The following is an 18,596-nucleotide window of genomic DNA, read 5'->3' as shown; positions in this document are numbered from 1 at the left end:
CACAGCGTAGTGGAGTACGCCCGCCTTGCGACGGTCAAGCCTATATCACGGAAAGGTTACGCCTTACCCAGTTGGCGGTGGTGCACCCCGCTTCCGTGTCATGCTTCGCGCCGCTCCCGCGCGGCGGCGCGGCCCGCCTCCAGCCGGGCCACCGGGACGCGGAACGGCGAGCAGGAGACGTAGTCGAGCCCGACCGCGTGGAAGAAGTGCACCGACGCCGGGTCCCCGCCGTGCTCGCCGCAGACGCCGAGCTTGAGGCCGGGGCGGGCGGCCCGCCCCTCCTCCGCGGCGATCCGCACCAGCCGGCCGACGCCGTCGGTGTCCAGCGTCTCGAACGGGGACACGCCGAACACGCCCTTCTCCAGGTAGGAGGAGAAGAAGGAGGCCTCCACGTCGTCGCGGGAGAAGCCCCACACGGTCTGGGTCAGGTCGTTGGTGCCGAAGGAGAAGAACTCCGCGCTCTCCGCGATCTGCCCGGCGGTGAGCGCGGCGCGGGGCAGCTCGATCATGGTGCCCACCGGGAAGTCCAGCCCGACGCCGTACTCCTCGCCGACCTCGCGCAGCACCCGGACCGACTCGTCCCGGATGATCTCCAGCTCCTGCACGGTGCCGACCAGCGGGATCATGATCTCCGGCCGCGGGTCGCCGCCGGCCCGGACCCGCTCGGCCGCGGCCTGGGCGATCGCGCGCACCTGCATGGTGAACAGGCCGGGGACCACCAGGCCGAGGCGGACGCCGCGCAGGCCCAGCATCGGGTTCTGCTCGTGCAGCCGGTGCACGGCCTGGAGCAGCCGCAGGTCGTTCTCGTTCTCCTCGCCGCGCGCCTCGGCGACGGCGACCCGCACCGACAGCTCGGTGATGTCGGGCAGGAACTCGTGCAGCGGCGGGTCGAGCAGGCGGACCGTGACCGGCAGCCCGTCCATCGCGCCGAAGATCCCGGTGAAGTCCTCGCGCTGCAGCGGGAGCAGGGCGGCCAGCGCCTCCTCGCGCTCCTGCTCGGTGTCGGCCAGGATGAGCCGCTCGACCAGCGGGCGCCGGTCGCCGAGGAACATGTGCTCGGTGCGGCACAGCCCGATGCCCTGGGCGCCCATCCGGCGGGCGCGGGCCGAGTCCTCCGGGGTGTCGGCGTTGGCCCGCACCCCCATCCCGCGCGCCTTGTCGGCGGCGGCCATCATCCGGTCGACCGCGCCGACCAGGTCGTCGCCCTGCCCGGAGGCGGGCTCGGCGCCGTCGAAGTAGCGCACCACCGGGGAGTCGACCACCGGGACCTCGCCGAGGAAGACCTGGCCGGTGGAGCCGTCGATGGAGATGAGGTCGCCCTCCTCCACGGTGCGCCCGCCGGGGGTGCGCATCCGCCGGTTCTTGGTGTCGACGTCGAGCTCCTCGGCGCCGCAGACGCAGGTCTTGCCCATGCCGCGGGCGACCACCGCGGCGTGCGAGGTCTTGCCGCCGCGGCTGGTCAGGATGCCCTCGGCGGCGAGCATGCCCTCCAGGTCGTCGGGGTTGGTCTCGCGGCGGCACAGGATGACCTTCTCGCCGCTGCGCGACCACTTGACCGCGGTGTAGGAGTCGAACACCGCGCGGCCCACCGCGGCGCCCGGGGAGGCGTTCATGCCGGTGCCGAGCAGGTCCCGCTCGGCCTTCTCGTCGAAGCGGGGGAACATGAGCTGGGCGAGCTGGTCGCCGGTGACCCGCTCCAGCGCCTCGTCCCGGGTGATCATGCCCTGCTCGACGAGCTGGTCGGCGATGCGGAAGGCCGCGGCGGCGGTGCGCTTGCCCACCCGGGTCTGCAGCATCCACAGCTTGCCGCGCTCGATGGTGAACTCGATGTCGCACAGGTCCCGGTAGTGGTTCTCCAGGGTCTCCATGATCGACATGAGCTCGTCGTGGCTGCGCTTGTCGATCCGCTCCAGGTCGGCGAGGGGGACGGTGTTGCGGATGCCGGCCACCACGTCCTCGCCCTGGGCGTTGGCCAGGTAGTCGCCGTAGACGCCCTGCCGGCCGGTGGCCGGGTCGCGGGTGAAGGCGACGCCGGTGCCGGAGTCCATGCCGAGGTTGCCGAAGACCATCGCGCAGACGTTGACCGCGGTGCCCAGGTCGACCGGGATCCGCTCCTGGCGCCGGTAGAGCACGGCCCGCGGCGCGTTCCAGGACTCGAAGACGGCCTTGACCGCCAGCTCCATCTGCTCGCGCGGGTCGGCGGGGAAGCCGCCGCCGGTGTGCTCGGCGACGATGCCCTTGAACTCCTCCACCAGGCGGCGGAAGTCCGCGGCGTCGAGGTGCAGGTCGTCGGTGACGCCCTTGTCCCGCTTGGCCCGCTCGATGGCCTCCTCGAACAGGTCCCCGTCGATGCCCTGCACGGTCTTGCCGAACATCTGGATCAGCCGGCGGTAGGAGTCCCAGGCGAAGCGCTCGTCGCCGGCCTGCTCGGCCAGGCCGCGCACCGACTCGTCGTTGAGGCCGATGTTGAGCACCGTCTCCATCATCCCGGGCATGGAGAACCTGGCGCCGGAGCGGACGCTCACCAGGAGGGGGTCGTCCGGTTGGCCGAGGCGCTTGCCCATGGCCGCCTCAAGGGCTCTGAGCTTCTCCTCGATCTGCTCGGCGAGCCCGTCGGGCATGGCGCCGTCGGCCAGGTAGGCCCGGCACGCCTCGGTCGTGATGGTGAACCCGGGCGGGACCGGCAGGCCCAGGTTGGTCATCTCGGCGAGGTTGGCGCCCTTGCCGCCCAGCAGGTCCTTCAGATCCTTGTTGCCTTCGCTGAACTCGTAGACGTACGTGAGCACCGCTAGCTCCTTCGACGGGACGGCTGCACCTCGGACGCCCTGGCCGCGTCGATCATCGCCGACCTCCACTTTCGGTTAACTACCCCTTGTTTCCGCTGGCCATCACCGTTCAAGTGGTTTAGACCAATGGTCTTGGAGGGGTAGACGTCCCCCATGTTCGGAAACAGAGTCGGGGAAAGGCGGTCGCCGATGATCGTCGTGGTCAGAGACGCTTGGCTGAACCGTAGCAGCCGCGGATCCGATTTCCGGGACCCAGACCCCCGAAAAAGACCACTCCGGCCTGTGCCGAGCACCACACCATTACCCCGAAGTAACCTACGGTTCCGTAAGTTAGAGTCGGTTCCACGGCCCGGGGCACGCCGCCCCCGCGACGCACTCGGACCCGGCCCCACCCGCGCCGAGACCACGGAGATGAGCAGTGCCCGCACAACCGGCAGAGCGGAGCGGAACCGCGGCGCAGCGGCCGCCCGCCGCCCCCGACACCCCTCTGGACAAGGCCGCCGAACTGCTCGACGCGGTCAAGCCCCGGCTCCGGGGGTGGCTGCACCTGGGCACCGCACCGCTGGCGCTGGCCGCCGGCATCGTCCTGGTCTGCCTGGCCCCCACCGCCGCCGGGCGGATCGTCAGCGCGGTGTACGCGCTCACCGCCGTGCTGCTCTTCAGCACCTCGGCCGTCTACCACGTGGGCCGCTGGTCCCGGCGCGGGGTGGCGGTGCTGCGCCGGCTCGACCACGCCAACATCTACCTGATCATCGCGGGCACCTACACCCCGTTCGTGATCCTGGTGCTGGACGGTGCGCTGCGCACCGCGATGACCGCGCTCATCTGGGGCGGCGCCCTGGCCGGGGTGCTGTTCAAGATGTTCTGGCTGAACGCGCCGCGCTGGCTGTCCACCGCGCTGTACCTGGCCATCGGCTGGGTGGCGGTGCTCTTCATGCCGCAGCTGATCTCCGGGGTGCACCCGGCCGCCTGGATCCTGGTGCTCGCCGGCGGCCTGCTGTACAGCGCCGGCGCGGTGGTCTACGGGCTGAAGCGGCCGGACGCCGCACCGCGCTGGTTCGGCTTCCACGAGATCTTCCACTCGATGACCGTGGCGGCCTACATCTGCCACTACATCGCGGTGTCCATGGTGGTCTACGGCCAGGGCTGAGCACCCCGGCGGCCGACCCGGAAGAGGGCCCCGGCGGAACCTTGAACGGGTTCCACCGGGGCCCTCTCGCAGCCGGTTCCCGGCCTCCTGCGGACGGTCGCCCGGGAGTCACGATTCGCTTACGCGGTCGGACACCTCGCCCCGACCCCCTTACCAGGCGGGGCCGCACGGGTTAGCTTTAGAACCAGTTCTTCCGGGCGGGTAGCGCCGGGAGAGCGAACCGCGGAGGCGGCCGGAGACCAATCCCCCCGGGTCCGGCCGCCTCCCCCGTGCCGCCGGTCAGCAGCCGGGCAGCCGCTCGATCAGGTACGTCTCCACCCGGTCCAGGGAGACCCGCTCCTGGGCCATGGTGTCCCGCTCGCGCACGGTGACCGCGTCGTCCTCCAGGCTGTCGAAGTCGACCGTGACGCAGAACGGCGTGCCGATCTCGTCCTGGCGGCGGTAGCGGCGGCCGATCGCGCCGGCGTCGTCGAACTCCACGTTCCACCGCTTGCGCAGCCGCGCGGCCAGGTCGCGCGCCTTGGGCGACAGGTCGGCGTTGCGGGACAGCGGCAGCACCGCGGCCTTGACCGGGGCCAGCCGCGGGTCCAGGCGCATCAGCGAGCGCTTCTCCATCTTGCCCTTGGCGTTGGGCGCCTCGCCCTCGTGGAAGGCGTCCAGCATGAACATCAGCATGGCGCGGTCCACGCCGGCCGCCGGCTCGATGACGTAGGGGATGTACCGCTCGCTGTTCTCCTGGTCGAAGAAGGAGAGGTCGGTGCCGGACTTCTCGGAGTGCGTCCGCAGGTCGTAGTCGGTCCGGTTGGCGACGCCCTCCAGCTCGCCCCACTCGGCGCCCTGGAAGTTGAACCGGTACTCGATGTCCACGGTCCGCTTGGAGTAGTGCGAGAGCTTCTCCTGCGGGTGCTCGTACAGCCGCAGGTTCTCCTTGTCCACGCCGAGGTCGAGGTACCAGTTCATCCGGGTGTCGATCCAGTACTGGTGCCACTTCTCGTCCTCGCCCGGCTTGACGAAGAACTCCATCTCCATCTGCTCGAACTCGCGGGTCCGGAAGATGAAGTTGCCCGGGGTGATCTCGTTCCGGAACGACTTGCCGATCTGGCCGATGCCGAACGGGATCTTCCGGCGGGCGCTCTGCTGCACGTTGAGGTAGTTGATGAAGATGCCCTGCGCGGTCTCCGGGCGCAGGAAGGCGAGGCCGCCCTCGTCCTGCACCGGGCCCAGGTGGGTGCGGAGCAGGCCGTTGAACATCTTCGGCTCGGTGAAGGAGTGCTTGGCGCCGCAGTTGGGGCAGGCCAGGTCGGCCAGGCCGCCGGCGGGCTCCTTGCCGTGCTTCTCCTCGTAGGCCTCGATCAGGTGGTCGGCGCGGAACCGCTTGTGGCAGGACTGGCACTCGGTCAGCGGGTCCACGAAGGCCTGCACGTGGCCGGAGGCCTCCCAGACCTCGCGGGCGAGGATGACGCTGGAGTCCAGGCCGACGATGTCCTCGCGCTCCTGGACCATCGCGCGCCACCACTGCCGCTTGATGTTCTGCTTCAGCTCCACGCCCAGCGGGCCGTAGTCCCAAGAAGCGCGCAGGCCGCCGTAGATCTCGCTGGAGGGGTACACCAGACCCCGTCGCTTGGCGAGGTTGACGAGCTTGTCCATTGCCTCAGATTTAGCGGCCATCTCTCTCAGACTCTCCATCCGGCTGGCGGTCGGCGGATCGCTCTTCGGCGATTCTCGGTCGTTGAACAACGAACGGGCCCACCCAGGGGCCCGAGCGGCACCGTGCGCGGTCCGCGTCCCCGCAGCCCGCGGGGGCCGCTGCGGCCCCGGGTGCCCCATCGACGATACGCCCGCCGGGGGGCCCGTGCGACCGTTTTACCCGCGCCCGGGCGTGGGGACCGACACGATCTCGTAGGCGCTGGGCTCGTCGAGGGCCGTGGAGAGCAGCGGGACCGCGGCCATCTTGACCTCGAAGTCGCTCAGCGCCCGGCGGTAGTGGCCGGCGCCCTCCCACTCGGTCACCACGGTCCACAGCCGCGGGTCGTCGGCGGCCCGCCCCACCCGCGAGGAGACGAAGCCGGGGCGCGCGCCGAGCACCCGCAGCGCCTCCGCGGCGCGGGCGGCGAAGTCCTCGGCGTCGGCGGGGTCGACGGTGTGGCGGGTGATGACGATCACCGGGCCATTGTCGCACCGCCGGCCCGGGGCCGGGACGCGCGGGGCCGGGTGCGGGCGCCGTCCCCCGGCCGCGTGGTCTACTGGTCTAGACCGCGGCGGGGGCCGCCCCGTCGGAACCGAGCAGAAGTGGGGGCCCCGCCCATGTCGGAGAGAGTCCGGTTCGAGATCGTCGTCGAGGGCGCGGCCGGCGCGATCACCGCGGAGCGCGCCGGAGCGGACCGGGTCGAGCTGGTCAGCGCGCTGGTCGACGGCGGCCTCACGCCCAGCCTGGGCACCGTCAAGTCGGTCATGGAGGCCACCGCGCACATCGGGGTGTTCCCGATCATCCGGCCGCGCGGCGGCGACTTCGTCTTCGACCGGTACGAGGCCGCCGCGATGGAGTACGACATCGGCGTCCTGGCCCGGGCCGGGGTGGACGGGGTGGTGATCGGCGCGCTCACCCCGGACGGGCGGGTGGACCGGCCGGTGGTGGAGCGCCTGATGGCGGCCGCCGAGGGGCTGTCGGTCACCTTCCACCGCGCCTTCGACGTGGCCGCCGACCCGTTCGCGGTGCTGGACGAGCTGATCGAGCTGGGCGTGGACCGGGTGCTGACCTCGGGGCAGGAGGGCACCGCGGCCGAGGGCGCGCCGCTCATCGCCGAGCTGGTGCGGCGCGCCGAGGGGCGGATCGCGGTGATGCCGGGCGGCGGGGTGCGGGCCGGCAACGCGGGCGAGATCGTCGCCCGCACCGGCGTGCGGGACCTGCACTTCTCCGGGATGGACACGGTTCCCTCGCCCTACCGGCACCGCAACCCGCGGGTGTCGATGGGCGGCGGCACCGTACCGCCGGAGGACGTGCGCACGATCAACTCCGCGGAGAAGATCGTGCCGGTGATGCGCGCCGTCCGGGAGGCGCCGGCCGTCGGCGCCTGACCCCGCGGCCTCCCCCGGCGGCCGGAGGAGCGCCGGGGCGCTCCGCCCCCGGTCACCGCCCTGCCGCCCGGCCGCGGAGCCCTGCGGGGCCGCGGCCGGGCGGTGCGCTCACTTCTCACCGAAGACCCGGTCGACCACCCGGGCGGCCGCGCTGCCGTCGTCCAGCGGGCAGAACTGCTCGGTGAAGGCCCGGTACCGGTCGGCGTGCGCCTCGGCCACCTCGCCGATGTCCTGCAGCGCCCGGATGACGTCGTCGGACTCCAGCAGCAGCGGGCCGGGGGCGGTCTCCTCGAAGTCGAAGTAGAACCCGCGCAGGTTGTCCCGGTAGCCCTCGATGTCGTAGGTGAAGAAGAGCATCGGGCGGCCGGTGTTGGCGAAGTCGAACATCATCGACGAGTAGTCGGTGATCAGCACGTCGGTGATCAGGAACAGCTCCATGATCTCCGGGTAGAGCGACACGTCGTAGACGAAGTCGCGGCCGACGATCGGCACGCTGTCCACCACGCGCGGGTGCCGGCGGACCAGCAGCACGTGGTCGTCGCCGAGCTTGTCGTACATGCGCTGCAGGTCCAGGTGGAGGTCGAGCTTGTGCTTGCCGCGCGTGTAGTACTTGTCGTCCCGCCAGGTCGGCGCGTAGAGCACCACCTTCTTGCCCTCGGGCAGGCCCAGGGCCCGCCGGGTGCGCTCGGCGACGGCCTCCCGGTCCGGGGAGAAGAAGATGTCGTTGCGCGGGTAGCCGGTCTCCAGGATCTCCCCGTCGAAGCGGAACGCCCGGCGCAGGATCGGCGTCGCCCACGGGCTGGGCGAGACCAGGTAGTCCCACTGCTTGGTCTCCCAGGCCAGCTTCTCGTGGTAGTCCCGGGACTTGCCGCGGATGTTCTCGATGTCGAAGCCGATCCGCTTCAGCATCGACCCGTGCCAGGTCTGCACCACCACCTGGTCCGGGCGGCGGGCGAACCAGGCGGGCTGGCGGGAGTTGGTGACCAGGTAGCGGGAGCGGGCCAGCGCCTCGTAGAACCCCCGGCCGTTGTGCCGGACCGCGGACAGGTCCGCGGGCAGGTTCACCTGGCCGTCCTTGACCAGCCAGGACATCGGGTAGTCGGCCCACTCGCCGCCGCGCCGGCGCAGCTCGGCGTAGATGCTGTGCGGGCTGTCGGAGAACTGCCGGCCGGTGTAGCTGTCGAACAGCACGCCCTCGGCCACCGGCTCCTCGCGCAGCGCCGGGTAGACCGTCTCGCGCAGCGTGCGCTGGGCGAACGAGCCGCGCTCCTCCGGGCGCAGGTCGCTGCCGACCCGCAGCACCGGGGTGTCGAACCCGGAGTCGCCGAAGGAGTACTCCCGCTCGGGCGTCTCCAGCCGGAGCGGGAGGCTGCGCACGAAGCCCGGGTCGAGCTCGGCGCCGACGTCGCGGGTGCCGCCGTCGGTCGGCTCCACCCGGCCCCACAGCTGGTAGGAGCCGGCCGGCAGGGGCAGCGTCCCGGACAGGGTGGCGATCGCCGACGGCGCGAACGAGGCGGTGAACTCCGCGCCGTCCCGCTCCAGCGCCACCCGGTGCTCCTCGTCCCGGCCGCGCGCCTTGAAGACCAGCCGCATCGGGGAGCCCGCGGAGTAGCGGCCGCGGAGCACCAGCTCCTCGCCGCGCCACTCGGCGCCCTCCACCACCGGGTGCGACCAGCCGGCCCGGAGCCGCAGGTGGCCGGTGTTGGTGCGCTGCACCGCCACCTCGCGCTGGCCGTCGCCCACCGGGTGCGGGCCGGTCTCCGCCTCGTCCGGGAGCACCAGCGGGAGCTCGGAGCCGTCCGGGGCGATCAGCGACGCCCGCCAGTGCTCCTGGCGGAGCAGGCCGGGGCCCTCGTCGACGGCGGCGGAGAGCAGGTCCGCCGCGGGCACCCGGGCGGTGAAGCCGGCGTCGCCGGGGACGACCGGGTACTCCAGCACCGCGGTGCCCGGCGTCCGGCACAGCCGCAGGGTGCGCGCGCCGGCCGCCGGCGGCGTCACGAACTCGCCGCTCAGCTCCAGTTCGGGGCGGCCGCCCGCGGCGTCCAGCCGGTGCCCGGTGACCCGGGCCCGCACCGGCGCGACGGCCAGCGCCAGGTGGCCGTCGCGGTTCCACTGCGGGCGCACCCACACGTCGCCCTCGACCCGGCGGTAGGGCGGCCGCTGGGCGGGGCCGGCCACCGGGTTGGCGATGATCCGGCGGCGCACCAGGCCGCGGTTGACCACCACCAGCTCCAGCTTCCAGTCGGTGCCCCGCCACTCCCCGGAGAGGCGCAGCCGGGCCGGGTCGACGGTGATCTCGAAGCCGCCGTAGTCGTGCCGGGCCGCGTCCGGCACGTCGGGCAGCCGGTACTCGGCGGCGCGCAGCACCTTGACCGGGACCGGCAGCCGGCGCCCGGTGTCGGAGTTGACCGCGAACGCCACCACCTGCTGCTGCCAGCGGCGGCCGGCGCGCAGGCCGAGGATGCCCACCCGGCCGCCGACCACCAGCCGGCCGTCGCGCCACTCCACCCGCTCGGTCTTCTGCCGCACCTTGAGCTCGTTGCGGAGCCGGTAGACCTCGCGCGGCACCCCGGCCTCGGCGTCCTCGAAGAACGGGTAGCGGATGAAGTACTGCAGCCCGCGGCGGACCACCGGGGCCTTCTTCAGCTCGACGCTCTTCTGGAAGGTGACGGCCTCCAGCAGCCGCTCGGTCTGCCGCTTGCGGACCAGGAAGTAGTTGAGCCGGTGCAGCGGGGCGAGCCGGTCCAGGACCGCGCGCGAGACGGTGTCCAGGTAGGCGTTGGCCAGGTCCAGGAAGCACTCCCGGCCCTCGTCCTCGGCGTCGTCCAGGACCAGCAGGATGGAGCGCACGTCGCTGCGGAGGGCGCGGGAGTCCCACAGGTCGCGGTCGGCCGGGTCGAGCGAGGCGGCCAGGGCGGCGAGGGCGCGCAGCCGGGTGCCGATCCGCTCGGTCCCGCTGAGCCGGGAGGCCTGCTCGCGGTCGCGGCGGAGCAGGACCGGGGCGGGCAGCACGTCGACGGTGCGCGCCGCGATCATCCGGCGGACCACTTCGAGGTCCTCGTCCTCCTCGCCCAGCCCGAGGGGGGCGGTGCCCTCCCAGAACGAGCGGCGCCACAGCTTGTTGCCGAGCAGCCGGTCGCCGAGGAGGGAGGAGGTTGCGTGCACGTCGACGCCGGTGCGCGCCTTGCCGAAGATCTTGCGGTGCGCCGAGGACTGCCGGGCGCCCAGGTCGTTGAAGCGGTAGACGTTGCCGGTGGCCACCTCGGAACCGGAGTCGTCCAGCCGGCCGGCCAGGTAGTCCAGCGCGTAGGAGGAGAGGGCGTCGCTCCCGTCGAGGAACATCAGGTACTCGCCGGCGGAGGCGGCGGCGCCGGCCTCGCGGGCCGCGGCGCGGGAGGCGGCCGGCCCGTCCAGCAGCACGGCGGAGACCCCGGCCGGCGGCTCGGCGGCGAACTCCTTGGCGGTGATCAGGCCCTCGGCGCGGGCGGGGCCGACCGACTCGCTGTCCGCGCCGCCGTCGGCCTCCGCCTCGCCGCCCTCGTCGGCGTCGGCGCCCTCCGGCTCCTCCTCGTCGGCGGAGCCGTTGTCGACCGCCTCGTCCTGGTCGCCGACGTCGGCCGCGGCGCCCTCCCCGCCGGGCCGGCCGGTCTCCTGCTCCCCGGCCTGCCCGGCGGCCACGGGGGCGAGCACGATCTCGACGCCGCGTCCCCCTGCGTCCTGTCCCGCCAAGGAGTCCAGGCAGTGGCGCAGATGCGGCTCTGTGACGTCGAAGGCGACGATGACGCTGAGCTTCGGCACGGAAAAACAGTCTCCCGGTATTCATCGCTGCGGAGCGGGGGCACAGACAGGGGCGGCCGGATCGCACGGGGCCGCCGGATCGGCGGCGACCCTAGGGCCCCGGGCCTAAACGGCCGGTAAGAACACGGTCGCGGTACGCGCCCGATCCCGGCGGGCGACCGCCCGCGGCCCGCGGGCCCGCCTCTCTCCCTATCCGAGGATCCTAGCGAGAACTCCCGGCTGTTCACGCCCACCGCCCCTGCCCCGCCCCCGGGAACGCCGCCGCCGCAGGGGCTCCGGGGCCGGCGTTCCGCTCCTCTTCTCCAGGGGCGCCCGGTGGAATCCGCCGGGCCGCGCCGGGCCTTGCGGTAATAGGCTGCCTCCAGGGGACGGTGCGACAGCGATCGGGCGGAGGAACCGCGTGGTGGCCAAGGGCGAGGGCAGCGATCGGCGCGGCGGCCGGGAGGGCCGGGGCGCCCGGCCGCTCCCGCAGGGTGATTCGTTCTACACCCCGGGCGCGGGCCGGCTGCGCCGGGAGATCGAGCGGCGCAGCGCCGTCCCGCTGGTCTGGCTGCACCAGGCCCCGCGGTGGATCCTGCCGGCCGGCATGGCCGGGGTGTTCCTCGCCGGGCTGCTGCTCTCCGGGCCGGCCGGCGCGCTGCTGCTGGTGCTGCTGGCGCTCTTCTTCTCCTGGCTGGCGTTCCTGGCCTGGCCGTCGCTGCGCACCGGGGAGCGCACGATGCGAGTGGTGGTGATCGGCGTGCTGCTGGTCTTCGGGGTGCTGCAGAGCGGCGCGGTCTGAGGCCGCCCGCGGGGCCCTGTGCGCCGCCGCACACTTTTTGACAATCATTTTCATTTTCGGCATACTTGGCCGGTGACCTCAGAAACCACCACCGCGCGCGGGGCGGCCGCCGGGGACCCCGCGTCCGCGCCCCCCGCCTTCCGGGTGGAGGGGGCCGTCGTCGCCTACGACCGCGACCCGGTCCTGCGCGGCGTGGACCTCACCGTGCCGCGCGGGCAGACCCTCGCCATCCTCGGCGCCAACGGCTCGGGCAAGTCCACCCTGATGCGGGCGATGCTCGGCATCACCCCGGTCGCCGCCGGCACGGTCGAGGTGCACGGCACCCCGCTGCGCCGGTTCCGCGACTGGAACCGGATCGGCTACGTCCCGCAGCGGCTCTTCGTCGGCGGCGGCGTGCCCGCCACCGTGCGCGAGGTCGTCGCCTCCGGCCAGATCTCCACCCGGCGCCGGCTGCACCGGGCCACCCGGGAGGAGCGGGCCGCGGTGCAGGAGGCGCTGGAGGCCGTCGGGCTCGCCGACCGCGCCCGCGCCGCCGTGCACGAGCTCTCCGGGGGCCAGCAGCAGCGGGTGCTGATCGCCCGCGCGCTGGCCGGCCGCCCGGACACCTTCCTGATGGACGAGCCGATGGCCGGGGTCGACGCGGAGAACCAGCTCGCGCTGGCCTCCGCCATCGCCCGGCTGCGCGAGGACGGCACCACCGTGGTCCTGGTGCTGCACGAGACCGGCCCGCTGGAGACGCTCATCGAGCGGGCCGTGGTGCTCTCGCACGGGGAGATCGCGCACGACGGGGCCGCGCCCCGCCCCACCGGCGACTGCGCCCGCCCCGGCCACGACCACGTCCACCCGCACGAGGACGGCGCCGGGCCCGCCGGCGGCGTCGCCCTGCCCATGGTCACCGGCGCCGAGGTGCCCCGCCGTGACTGAGATGCTCTCCTACGACTTCATGCAGCGGGCGCTGATCGCGGCCGCCCTGGTCGGCCTGGTCGCCCCGGTCATCGGCACCTTCCTGGTACAGCGGCGGCTGGCGCTGCTCGGCGACGGGATCGGCCACGTGGCGCTCACCGGCGTGGCGCTGGGCTTCCTCACCGGCACCTCCCCGGTGCTCTCCGCGCTGATCGTCTCCGCGCTGGGCGCCGCCGCCATCGAGCTGGTCCGGGTGCGCGCCCGCACCGGCGGCGACGTGGCGCTGGCGCTGCTGTTCTACGGCGGCATCGCCGGCGGCGTGCTCCTCATCGGCCTGGCGCCGGGCGCCAACAACGCCACCCTGACCGCGTTCCTGTTCGGCTCGGTGAGCAGCGTCAGCGAGGAGGACGTCGCGGTGGTGATCGGGCTGGCGGTGCTCGTCGTCGCCGTGATCGCCTACTTCGGCCGGGAGCTGTTCGTGCTCTGCATGGACGAGGACACCGCCCGCGCCGCCGGGCTGCCGGTGCGCTTCCTGAGCCTGCTGGTCTCCATCACGGCGGCGGTCACCGTGGTCATCTCGATGCGGGTGGTGGGGGTGCTCATGGTGAGCGCCCTGATGGTGGTCCCGGTGGTCGCCGCCCAGCAGCTCACCCGGAGCTTCCGGGTGACCGCCGCGCTGGCGGTGGCGATCGGGGTGCTGTCCGCGGTGGGCGGGCTGAGCACCGCCTTCTATGTCGACGTGGCCCCCGGCGCCGCGATCGTGCTGCTCACCCTGGCGGTGTTCGCGGTCGCCGTGACCGCCGGCCGGCTGGTGCGCTCCCGGGGCGGGCGCGCGGCCGGGGAGCGGACCGCCCCCGGAGGCGGGAAGGGCGCCGCGGTCGGTACGATGCCCCAGGACGAGCCGGGGAGCGTAACCACGTGAGTACACGACGAGAGGCAGTCAAGCAGGCCCTCAACCACAGCACCGGATTCCGCAGCGCCCAGGACCTCTACGCGGACCTGCGCGCCGAGGGGTCCAAGATCGGGCTGACCACCGTCTACCGGGCGCTGCAGAACCTGCACGACTCCGGTGAGGTCGACGTGCTGCGCACCGACGACGGTGAGGCGGTCTACCGCGCCTGCGCGACCGAGAGCCACCACCACCACCTGGTCTGCCGCGGCTGCGGCAAGGCCGTGGAGGTGGAGGGGCCCGCGGTGGAGAAGTGGGCGGAGAGCATCGGGGCCCAGCACGGTTTCACCGAGGTCACGCACACCGTGGAGGTCTTCGGCACCTGCGCGGAGTGCGCCGCGGCCTGCCGGGAGGGCTCCGGGAAGCGGACCTGAGAGGCGATCCGCCCCGGGGCGCAGTCCGCCCCGGAGGCGGAGGACGGCGGAGCCCCCGCCCGGTCGGACCGGGCGGGGGCTCCGCCGTCTTCGCCGTCCTCCGACCGGGTCAGCGCAGCGGCTCCAGCCGGGGGCGCTTGGGCTCCAGGCCGTCGCCGGAGGAGCGGCCGGTCAGCCGGCGGCCGATCCACGGCACCAGGAACTCGCGGGCCCAGTGCAGGTCCTCCTGGCGGGCCGAGCGCCAGTCCTTCGGCGGCTCGTCCGGCCAGGGGGCGTCCCAGCCCGGCTCGACCTGCAGGCCGAGGATCTCCGCGACGCGCAGGCCGAGGCGGCGGTGGCCCTCCTGGGAGAGGTGCAGCCGGTCCCAGCTCCACGCCCGGTGGTCGTGGAGCATCTTCATCGACCACAGGTCGGCCACGGTGCAGTCGTAGCGGTCCGCGATCGCCCGCACGTGCATGTTGTAGGTGGCGATCTTGCCCCGCATGTGCCGCATGACCGGCTGGAACCCGGTGTCGAAGCCGGTGAAGACGACCACCGCGGCCCCGGTGGCGCGGAGCCGCCCGACGGCGCCCTCGAAGACCTCGGCGACCTGGTCCGGGTCGGCGCCGGGGCGGATGATGTCGTTGCCGCCGGCGCAGATGGTGACCAGGTCCGGCCGGAGCTCCACCGCGCGCGGCAGCTGGTCCCGGACGATCTGGCCGATGAGCTTGCCGCGCACCGCGAGGTTGGCGTAGCGCACCTCGGGGACCTGCCCGGCGAGGTGCTCGGCGAGCCGGTCGGCCCAGCCGCGGTAGCGGCCGTGCGGCGTCTGCCCGCTGTCCGGATAGGGATCGTCCATGCCCTCGGTGAAGCTGTCACCGAGAGCGACGTAGGAGAGGATGTCCTGCCCAGTGTCGATGCCGCTCATGGGTACCGATGATGCCTCCCGGACCCCTGGTTACGCGACAGTAGGTTACGGTCGCGCGGCCTTTTGTAACAGCCGTCACGGTCCCCGGCGCGCCCCGGGCCGGCCCGCCGGGGGCGGTCCGGGGGCGCCGCTCACTCCCCCGCGGCCGGGGGGACGGGGGCCGGGTCGGGCCGCTTGGCGGTGACGCCGTCGCCGGAGGAGCGGCCGGTCAGCCGGCGGCCGATCCACGGCACCAGGTACTCCCGGGCCCAGCGCAGGTTCTCCCGGCGGGCCCGGCCCGCGTCGGCGGGCGGGGCCGGGGGCCAGGGCGCATCCGGGTCGCCGTCGGCGGGCACGCCCAGCGCCCGGCAGACCTTGAGCGCGAGCCGGCGGTGGCCCTCCGGGGACATGTGCAGGCGGTCGTCGTCCCAGGCGCGGGGGTCGGTCAGCGCGGCCATCGACCACTGGTCGACCAGGTGGCACCCGTACCGGTCGGCGATCGACCGGATGTCCAGGTAGAACCGGGCGAACAGCCCGATCCGGGCGCGCATGTACCCGCCGGCGATGTTCACCCCGGTGAACAGCACCACCTCGGTGCCCTGCGCGCGCAGCCGGCGGACCGCGTGCTCCAGGATCCGGGCCAGCAGCTCTGGGTCGGCGCCGGGGCGGAGCAGGTCGTTGCCGCCGGCGCACAGGGTGACCAGGTCCGGCCGGAGCTCCAGGGCGCGGGGCAGCTGGTCGGTGATGATCTGGCGGATGAGCTTGCCGCGCACCGCCAGGTTGGCGTAGCGCACCTCGGGGACCCGCCCGGCGAGGTGCTCGGCGAACCGGTCCGCCCAGCCGCGGAACCGGCCGTCCGGGCCCGGGTCGCCGACGCCCTCGGTGAAGCTGTCCCCGATCGCGACGTAGGTGAGCGTGCTCCGGTCCAGGTCGATGCTGGTCATGCCCGCTCCTCCGGGGCCGCGGGCGCGGTGCCGGGCGCCGGGTCGGCCGGGACCGGGTTGGGCACGGCCCCGCCGTAGCGGCGGTCCCGGGAGGCGTAGATCTCGCAGGCGTGCCAGAGGTGCCGCCGGTCGAAGTCGGGCCAGAGGGTGTCCAGGAAGACGAACTCGGCGTAGGCCGACTGCCAGAGCAGGAAGTTGGAGAACCGCTGCTCGCCGGAGGAGCGGACGAACAGGTCGACGTCGGGGACGTCGGCGGCGTACAGCCGGGAAGAGAGCGCGTCCTCGTTCACCTTGGACGGGTCGATCCGGCCCTGGGCGACGTCCTCGGCCAGCCGGGCGGCGGCGTCGGCGATCTCCGCGCGGCCCCCGTAGTTGACGCAGAACTGCAGGGTGAGCGCGGTGTTGTCCTTGGTCATCTCCTCGGCGTCCTGCAGCTCGGAGATGACGCTCTTCCACAGCCGGCCGCGCCGCCCGGCCCAGCGCACCCGGACGCCCATCGCGTTCAGCTCGTCGCGGCGGCGCCGGATCACGTCCCGGTTGAAGCCCATCAGGAAGCGGACCTCCTCCGGGGAGCGCTTCCAGTTCTCGGTGGAGAAGGCGTAGGCCGAGAGGTTGGGGATGCCCAGCTCCAGGGCGCCCTCGATGACGTCGAACAGCGACGCCTCCCCCGCCTTGTGCCCCTCGGTGCGGGGCAGGCCGCGCTGCTTGGCCCAGCGGCCGTTCCCGTCCATGACGATCGCGACGTGCTTGGGCACCAGCGCCTTGGGCAGCTCCGGCGGGCGCGCCCCGCTCGGGTGCGGCGAAGGCGCGGCGTAACCGCGACCGGAACCGGACGTGAAAAGGCTCACTTGGCTTCCTCCCGGGACGGCGGCCCTCGATGGCTGGGATGTCGGTCGCCGGAACGGCCATCGGTTCCGGAAGGGGCCGCGCCCCCGGAACCGGGCGGCTCCGCCGGGGGCGCCCGGCGGCCGCGTGCCCTCCGGGCCGCGCCGGCACCGGTTCGGAGCCGCCGCCCGCGGCCTCGGGGCGGTGCTCGCACGATACCGCACCCGGTGCCCCTCTCCCCCGCCGAGGGCGCCCCCCAGGGAGCCGTTGATCTTGGAGTTATCGACCGGCCCCGGCCCGCGGACCTGTACCGATGAGCGCTCCCAGACCGGTCGATAACTCCAAGATCAACGGGGGGTGGGGGCCGAGCGCTCCACCAGGCGCAGCGAGCGGATGCCGTTCTCCAGGTGCCACTGGAGGTAGGCGGCGACCAGGCCGCTGCATTCGGAGCGGTGCCGCTCCTCGCTGGCGTCGGCGGCCGCCCAGTCCCCGCCGAGCAGCGCGCCCATCAGCCGCACCGACTCCGGGGCGGGGTTCACCGCCCCGTGCGGCCGGCAGACCGAGCAGACCGCCCCGCCGGCGTGCACCGCGAAGCCGCGCAGCCCGCTCCGGGCCCCGCAGCGGGCGCACTCCTCCAGCGCGGGCGCGTACCCGGCCACCGCCAGCGAGCGCAGCAGGAAGGCGTCGAGCACCAGCCGGGGCGCGTGCCCGCCCTCGCCCAGGGTGCGCAGCGCCCCGATGAGCAGCAGGAACTGGCGGAGCGCCGGGTCCTTCTCCACCGCGACGATCTTCTCCGCGGTCTCCAGCATGGCGGTCGCCGCGGTGTAGCGGGCGTAGTCGGCGACGATCGGTTCGCCGTAGGCGCGCACCGTCTCGGCCTGGGTGATGACGTCCAGCGTGCGGCCGGTGTAGAGCTGCACGTCGATGTGGGTGAAGGGCTCCAGGCGGGCGCCGAACCGCGACTTGGTGCGGCGCACGCCCTTGCCGACCGCGCGCACCAGTCCGGTGCGCCGGGTCAGCAGGGTCACGATGCGGTCCGCCTCGCCCAGCTTCTGGGTGCGCAGGACGACGCCTTCGTCGCGGTAGAGGCTCACCCCGCCATTGTCCCGGATCCCGCCGACAGCGGGCGACCGGCGCCCGCACCCCGCTGAACTGGCACATCTCCCGAGAAGGTCGGCAAAGCGAGCATATTGCCCTACATTGCTCTACGATCACGCACACCCCGCTGATCCACCAGACCCCTGGAGACCTCTCATGGGACGAGGACGTCGAAGGCACCGGCACCGCGAACCCCGGCCGCCGCGCCGCGGCAGGAGCGCGCTCATCGCCGCGGCGCTCGCCCTCCCCGTCGGCCTGGGCACCGCCGGCGCGCTGGTCCTGGCCGACCTGTCCGAGGGCGGCGGCGCCCTCTCCGCCGACCCGGGGCGGATCACCCCGGACGCGGCGCTGCCCCCGGCCGCCGGCGACTTCTTCGACGGCGCCTCCGAGGCGCCCGCCGACCCTGCGGACGAGAGCGGCGGCGACGGCGCGGAGCAGGGCGGGCGCGGCGGCTCCGCCGGGAGCGGCGAGGCGCAGGGCTCCGTCTCCGCCTCCGAAGAGCCCGAGAGCCCCGAGGAGGACGGGTCCGGCTCCGAACCGGACGGCGGCTCCGCGGACGGGGGCGGCGGGGGCGGCTCCTCGTCGGACTCCGGGTCCGGCCAGGGCGGCGGCGTCGTCGCGCTGGTCAACGAGGAGCGCGCGGAGGCCGGCTGCGGCCCGGTCGGCGTCGACTCCCGGCTCACCGCCGCCTCGGAGAAGCACAGCCGGGACATGGCAGACCGCGACTACATGTCGCACCACACCCCCGAGGGCATCGGTCCCGGCGAGCGCGCCCAGGAGGCCGGCTACTCCGCCTGGGGCGGGGAGAACGTGGCCGCCGGCTACTCCTCCCCGGAGGCGGTGATGGAGGGCTGGATGAACAGCGAGGGCCACCGCGCCAACATCCTCAACTGCGACTTCGTCTCGATCGGCGTCGGCGAGGCCGACGCGCACTGGACGCAGAACTTCGGCTACGAGTGACGGCGGCGCGGTTCGCCGGGGACCGGCGCCCGCGACGGGCGCCCGGCCGGGGCCGGCCGCTCCGTCC

The 18,596-nt window shown here is 73.7% G+C and carries 15 protein-coding genes; 7 read left to right on the top strand and 8 right to left on the bottom strand.

The window, feature by feature from the left end; genetic code table 11:
• Window positions 1-98 precede the first annotated feature (98 nt).
• Window positions 99-2,786 carry a pyruvate, phosphate dikinase gene (ppdK, locus tag D459_RS0119335; protein ID WP_017594655.1) on the bottom strand — a complete coding sequence of 896 codons (2,688 nt, stop codon included), beginning with the start codon at window positions 2,784-2,786 and terminating at the stop codon, window positions 99-101.
• A gap of 487 nt (window positions 2,787-3,273) precedes the next feature.
• On the opposite strand from ppdK, the gene trhA reads away from it, so the two are divergent.
• Window positions 3,274-3,936 (top strand): PAQR family membrane homeostasis protein TrhA, encoded by a 663-nt coding sequence (trhA, locus tag D459_RS0119330; RefSeq protein ID WP_051065484.1) that lies wholly within the window; start codon window positions 3,274-3,276, stop codon window positions 3,934-3,936.
• A 279-nt stretch (window positions 3,937-4,215) separates the two neighbouring features.
• Here trhA and D459_RS0119325 read toward each other — a convergent pair whose 3' ends face one another.
• Together D459_RS0119325 and D459_RS0119320 are read right to left on the bottom strand one after the other, a co-directional pair.
• The gene (locus D459_RS0119325) at window positions 4,216-5,604 is read right to left on the bottom strand and encodes a glycine--tRNA ligase (protein ID WP_193790267.1); all 1,389 of its coding nucleotides are present in this window, start codon (window positions 5,602-5,604) and stop codon (window positions 4,216-4,218) included.
• Window positions 5,605-5,799: 195 nt separating this feature from the next.
• Window positions 5,800-6,099 (bottom strand): antibiotic biosynthesis monooxygenase family protein, encoded by a 300-nt coding sequence (locus tag D459_RS0119320; RefSeq protein WP_017594652.1) that lies wholly within the window; start codon window positions 6,097-6,099, stop codon window positions 5,800-5,802.
• Window positions 6,100-6,240: 141 nt separating this feature from the next.
• Here D459_RS0119320 and D459_RS0119315 point away from each other — a divergent pair, with 141 nt between their 5' ends.
• Entirely contained in the window at window positions 6,241-7,011 is a 771-nt protein-coding gene (locus tag D459_RS0119315; RefSeq protein ID WP_017594651.1) for a copper homeostasis protein CutC, read from the top strand.
• Window positions 7,012-7,119: 108 nt separating this feature from the next.
• Here D459_RS0119315 and D459_RS0119310 read toward each other — a convergent pair whose 3' ends face one another.
• Window positions 7,120-10,809, bottom strand: coding sequence for a CDP-glycerol glycerophosphotransferase family protein (locus D459_RS0119310; RefSeq protein WP_017594650.1), 3,690 nt, complete (start codon window positions 10,807-10,809; stop codon window positions 7,120-7,122).
• Window positions 10,810-11,209: 400 nt separating this feature from the next.
• On the opposite strand from D459_RS0119310, the gene D459_RS0119305 reads away from it, so the two are divergent.
• From D459_RS0119305 to D459_RS0119290, 4 genes are all read left to right on the top strand, one after another.
• Complete coding sequence (locus D459_RS0119305) at window positions 11,210-11,590, top strand: DUF6703 family protein (protein ID WP_017594649.1); 381 nt, start codon at window positions 11,210-11,212, stop codon at window positions 11,588-11,590.
• A 72-nt stretch (window positions 11,591-11,662) separates the two neighbouring features.
• Complete coding sequence (locus tag D459_RS0119300; RefSeq protein WP_017594648.1) at window positions 11,663-12,514, top strand: metal ABC transporter ATP-binding protein; 852 nt, start codon at window positions 11,663-11,665, stop codon at window positions 12,512-12,514.
• The gene (locus D459_RS0119295) at window positions 12,507-13,415 is read left to right on the top strand and encodes a metal ABC transporter permease (protein ID WP_026120549.1); all 909 of its coding nucleotides are present in this window, start codon (window positions 12,507-12,509) and stop codon (window positions 13,413-13,415) included. The genes D459_RS0119300 and D459_RS0119295 overlap by 8 nt, the downstream gene beginning before the upstream one ends.
• Window positions 13,412-13,816 (top strand): Fur family transcriptional regulator, encoded by a 405-nt coding sequence (locus D459_RS0119290; RefSeq protein WP_017594646.1) that lies wholly within the window; start codon window positions 13,412-13,414, stop codon window positions 13,814-13,816. Before D459_RS0119295 ends, D459_RS0119290 begins: the two co-directional genes overlap by 4 nt.
• Before the next feature lie 109 nt (window positions 13,817-13,925).
• Here the strand turns inward: D459_RS0119290 and D459_RS0119285 are convergent, their stop codons facing one another.
• The 4 genes from D459_RS0119285 to recO all read right to left on the bottom strand — a co-directional run bounded on the left by D459_RS0119285 (window position 13,926) and on the right by recO (window position 17,565).
• Complete coding sequence (locus D459_RS0119285) at window positions 13,926-14,723, bottom strand: SGNH/GDSL hydrolase family protein (RefSeq protein ID WP_017594645.1); 798 nt, start codon at window positions 14,721-14,723, stop codon at window positions 13,926-13,928.
• A 131-nt stretch (window positions 14,724-14,854) separates the two neighbouring features.
• Window positions 14,855-15,646 (bottom strand): SGNH/GDSL hydrolase family protein, encoded by a 792-nt coding sequence (locus D459_RS0119280; RefSeq protein WP_017594644.1) that lies wholly within the window; start codon window positions 15,644-15,646, stop codon window positions 14,855-14,857.
• Complete coding sequence (locus D459_RS0119275) at window positions 15,643-16,494, bottom strand: isoprenyl transferase (protein WP_017594643.1); 852 nt, start codon at window positions 16,492-16,494, stop codon at window positions 15,643-15,645. Before D459_RS0119275 ends, D459_RS0119280 begins: the two co-directional genes overlap by 4 nt.
• Before the next feature lie 324 nt (window positions 16,495-16,818).
• A complete protein-coding gene (recO, locus tag D459_RS0119270) occupies window positions 16,819-17,565 on the bottom strand; it encodes a DNA repair protein RecO (protein ID WP_017594642.1) in 747 nt (248 codons plus the stop codon).
• A 160-nt stretch (window positions 17,566-17,725) separates the two neighbouring features.
• On the opposite strand from recO, the gene D459_RS0119265 reads away from it, so the two are divergent.
• Window positions 17,726-18,529: a CAP domain-containing protein gene (locus D459_RS0119265; RefSeq protein WP_017594641.1), complete on the top strand. Its 804-nt coding sequence runs from the start codon at window positions 17,726-17,728 to the stop codon at window positions 18,527-18,529.
• Window positions 18,530-18,596 lie beyond the last annotated feature (67 nt).

It is taken from the genome of Nocardiopsis potens DSM 45234, from assembly GCF_000341105.1.
GTDB lineage: Bacteria > Actinomycetota > Actinomycetes > Streptosporangiales > Streptosporangiaceae > Nocardiopsis_A > Nocardiopsis_A potens.
Note: the sequence above shows the minus strand (reverse complement) of the source record. Positions and strands in the feature narration are given on the sequence as shown.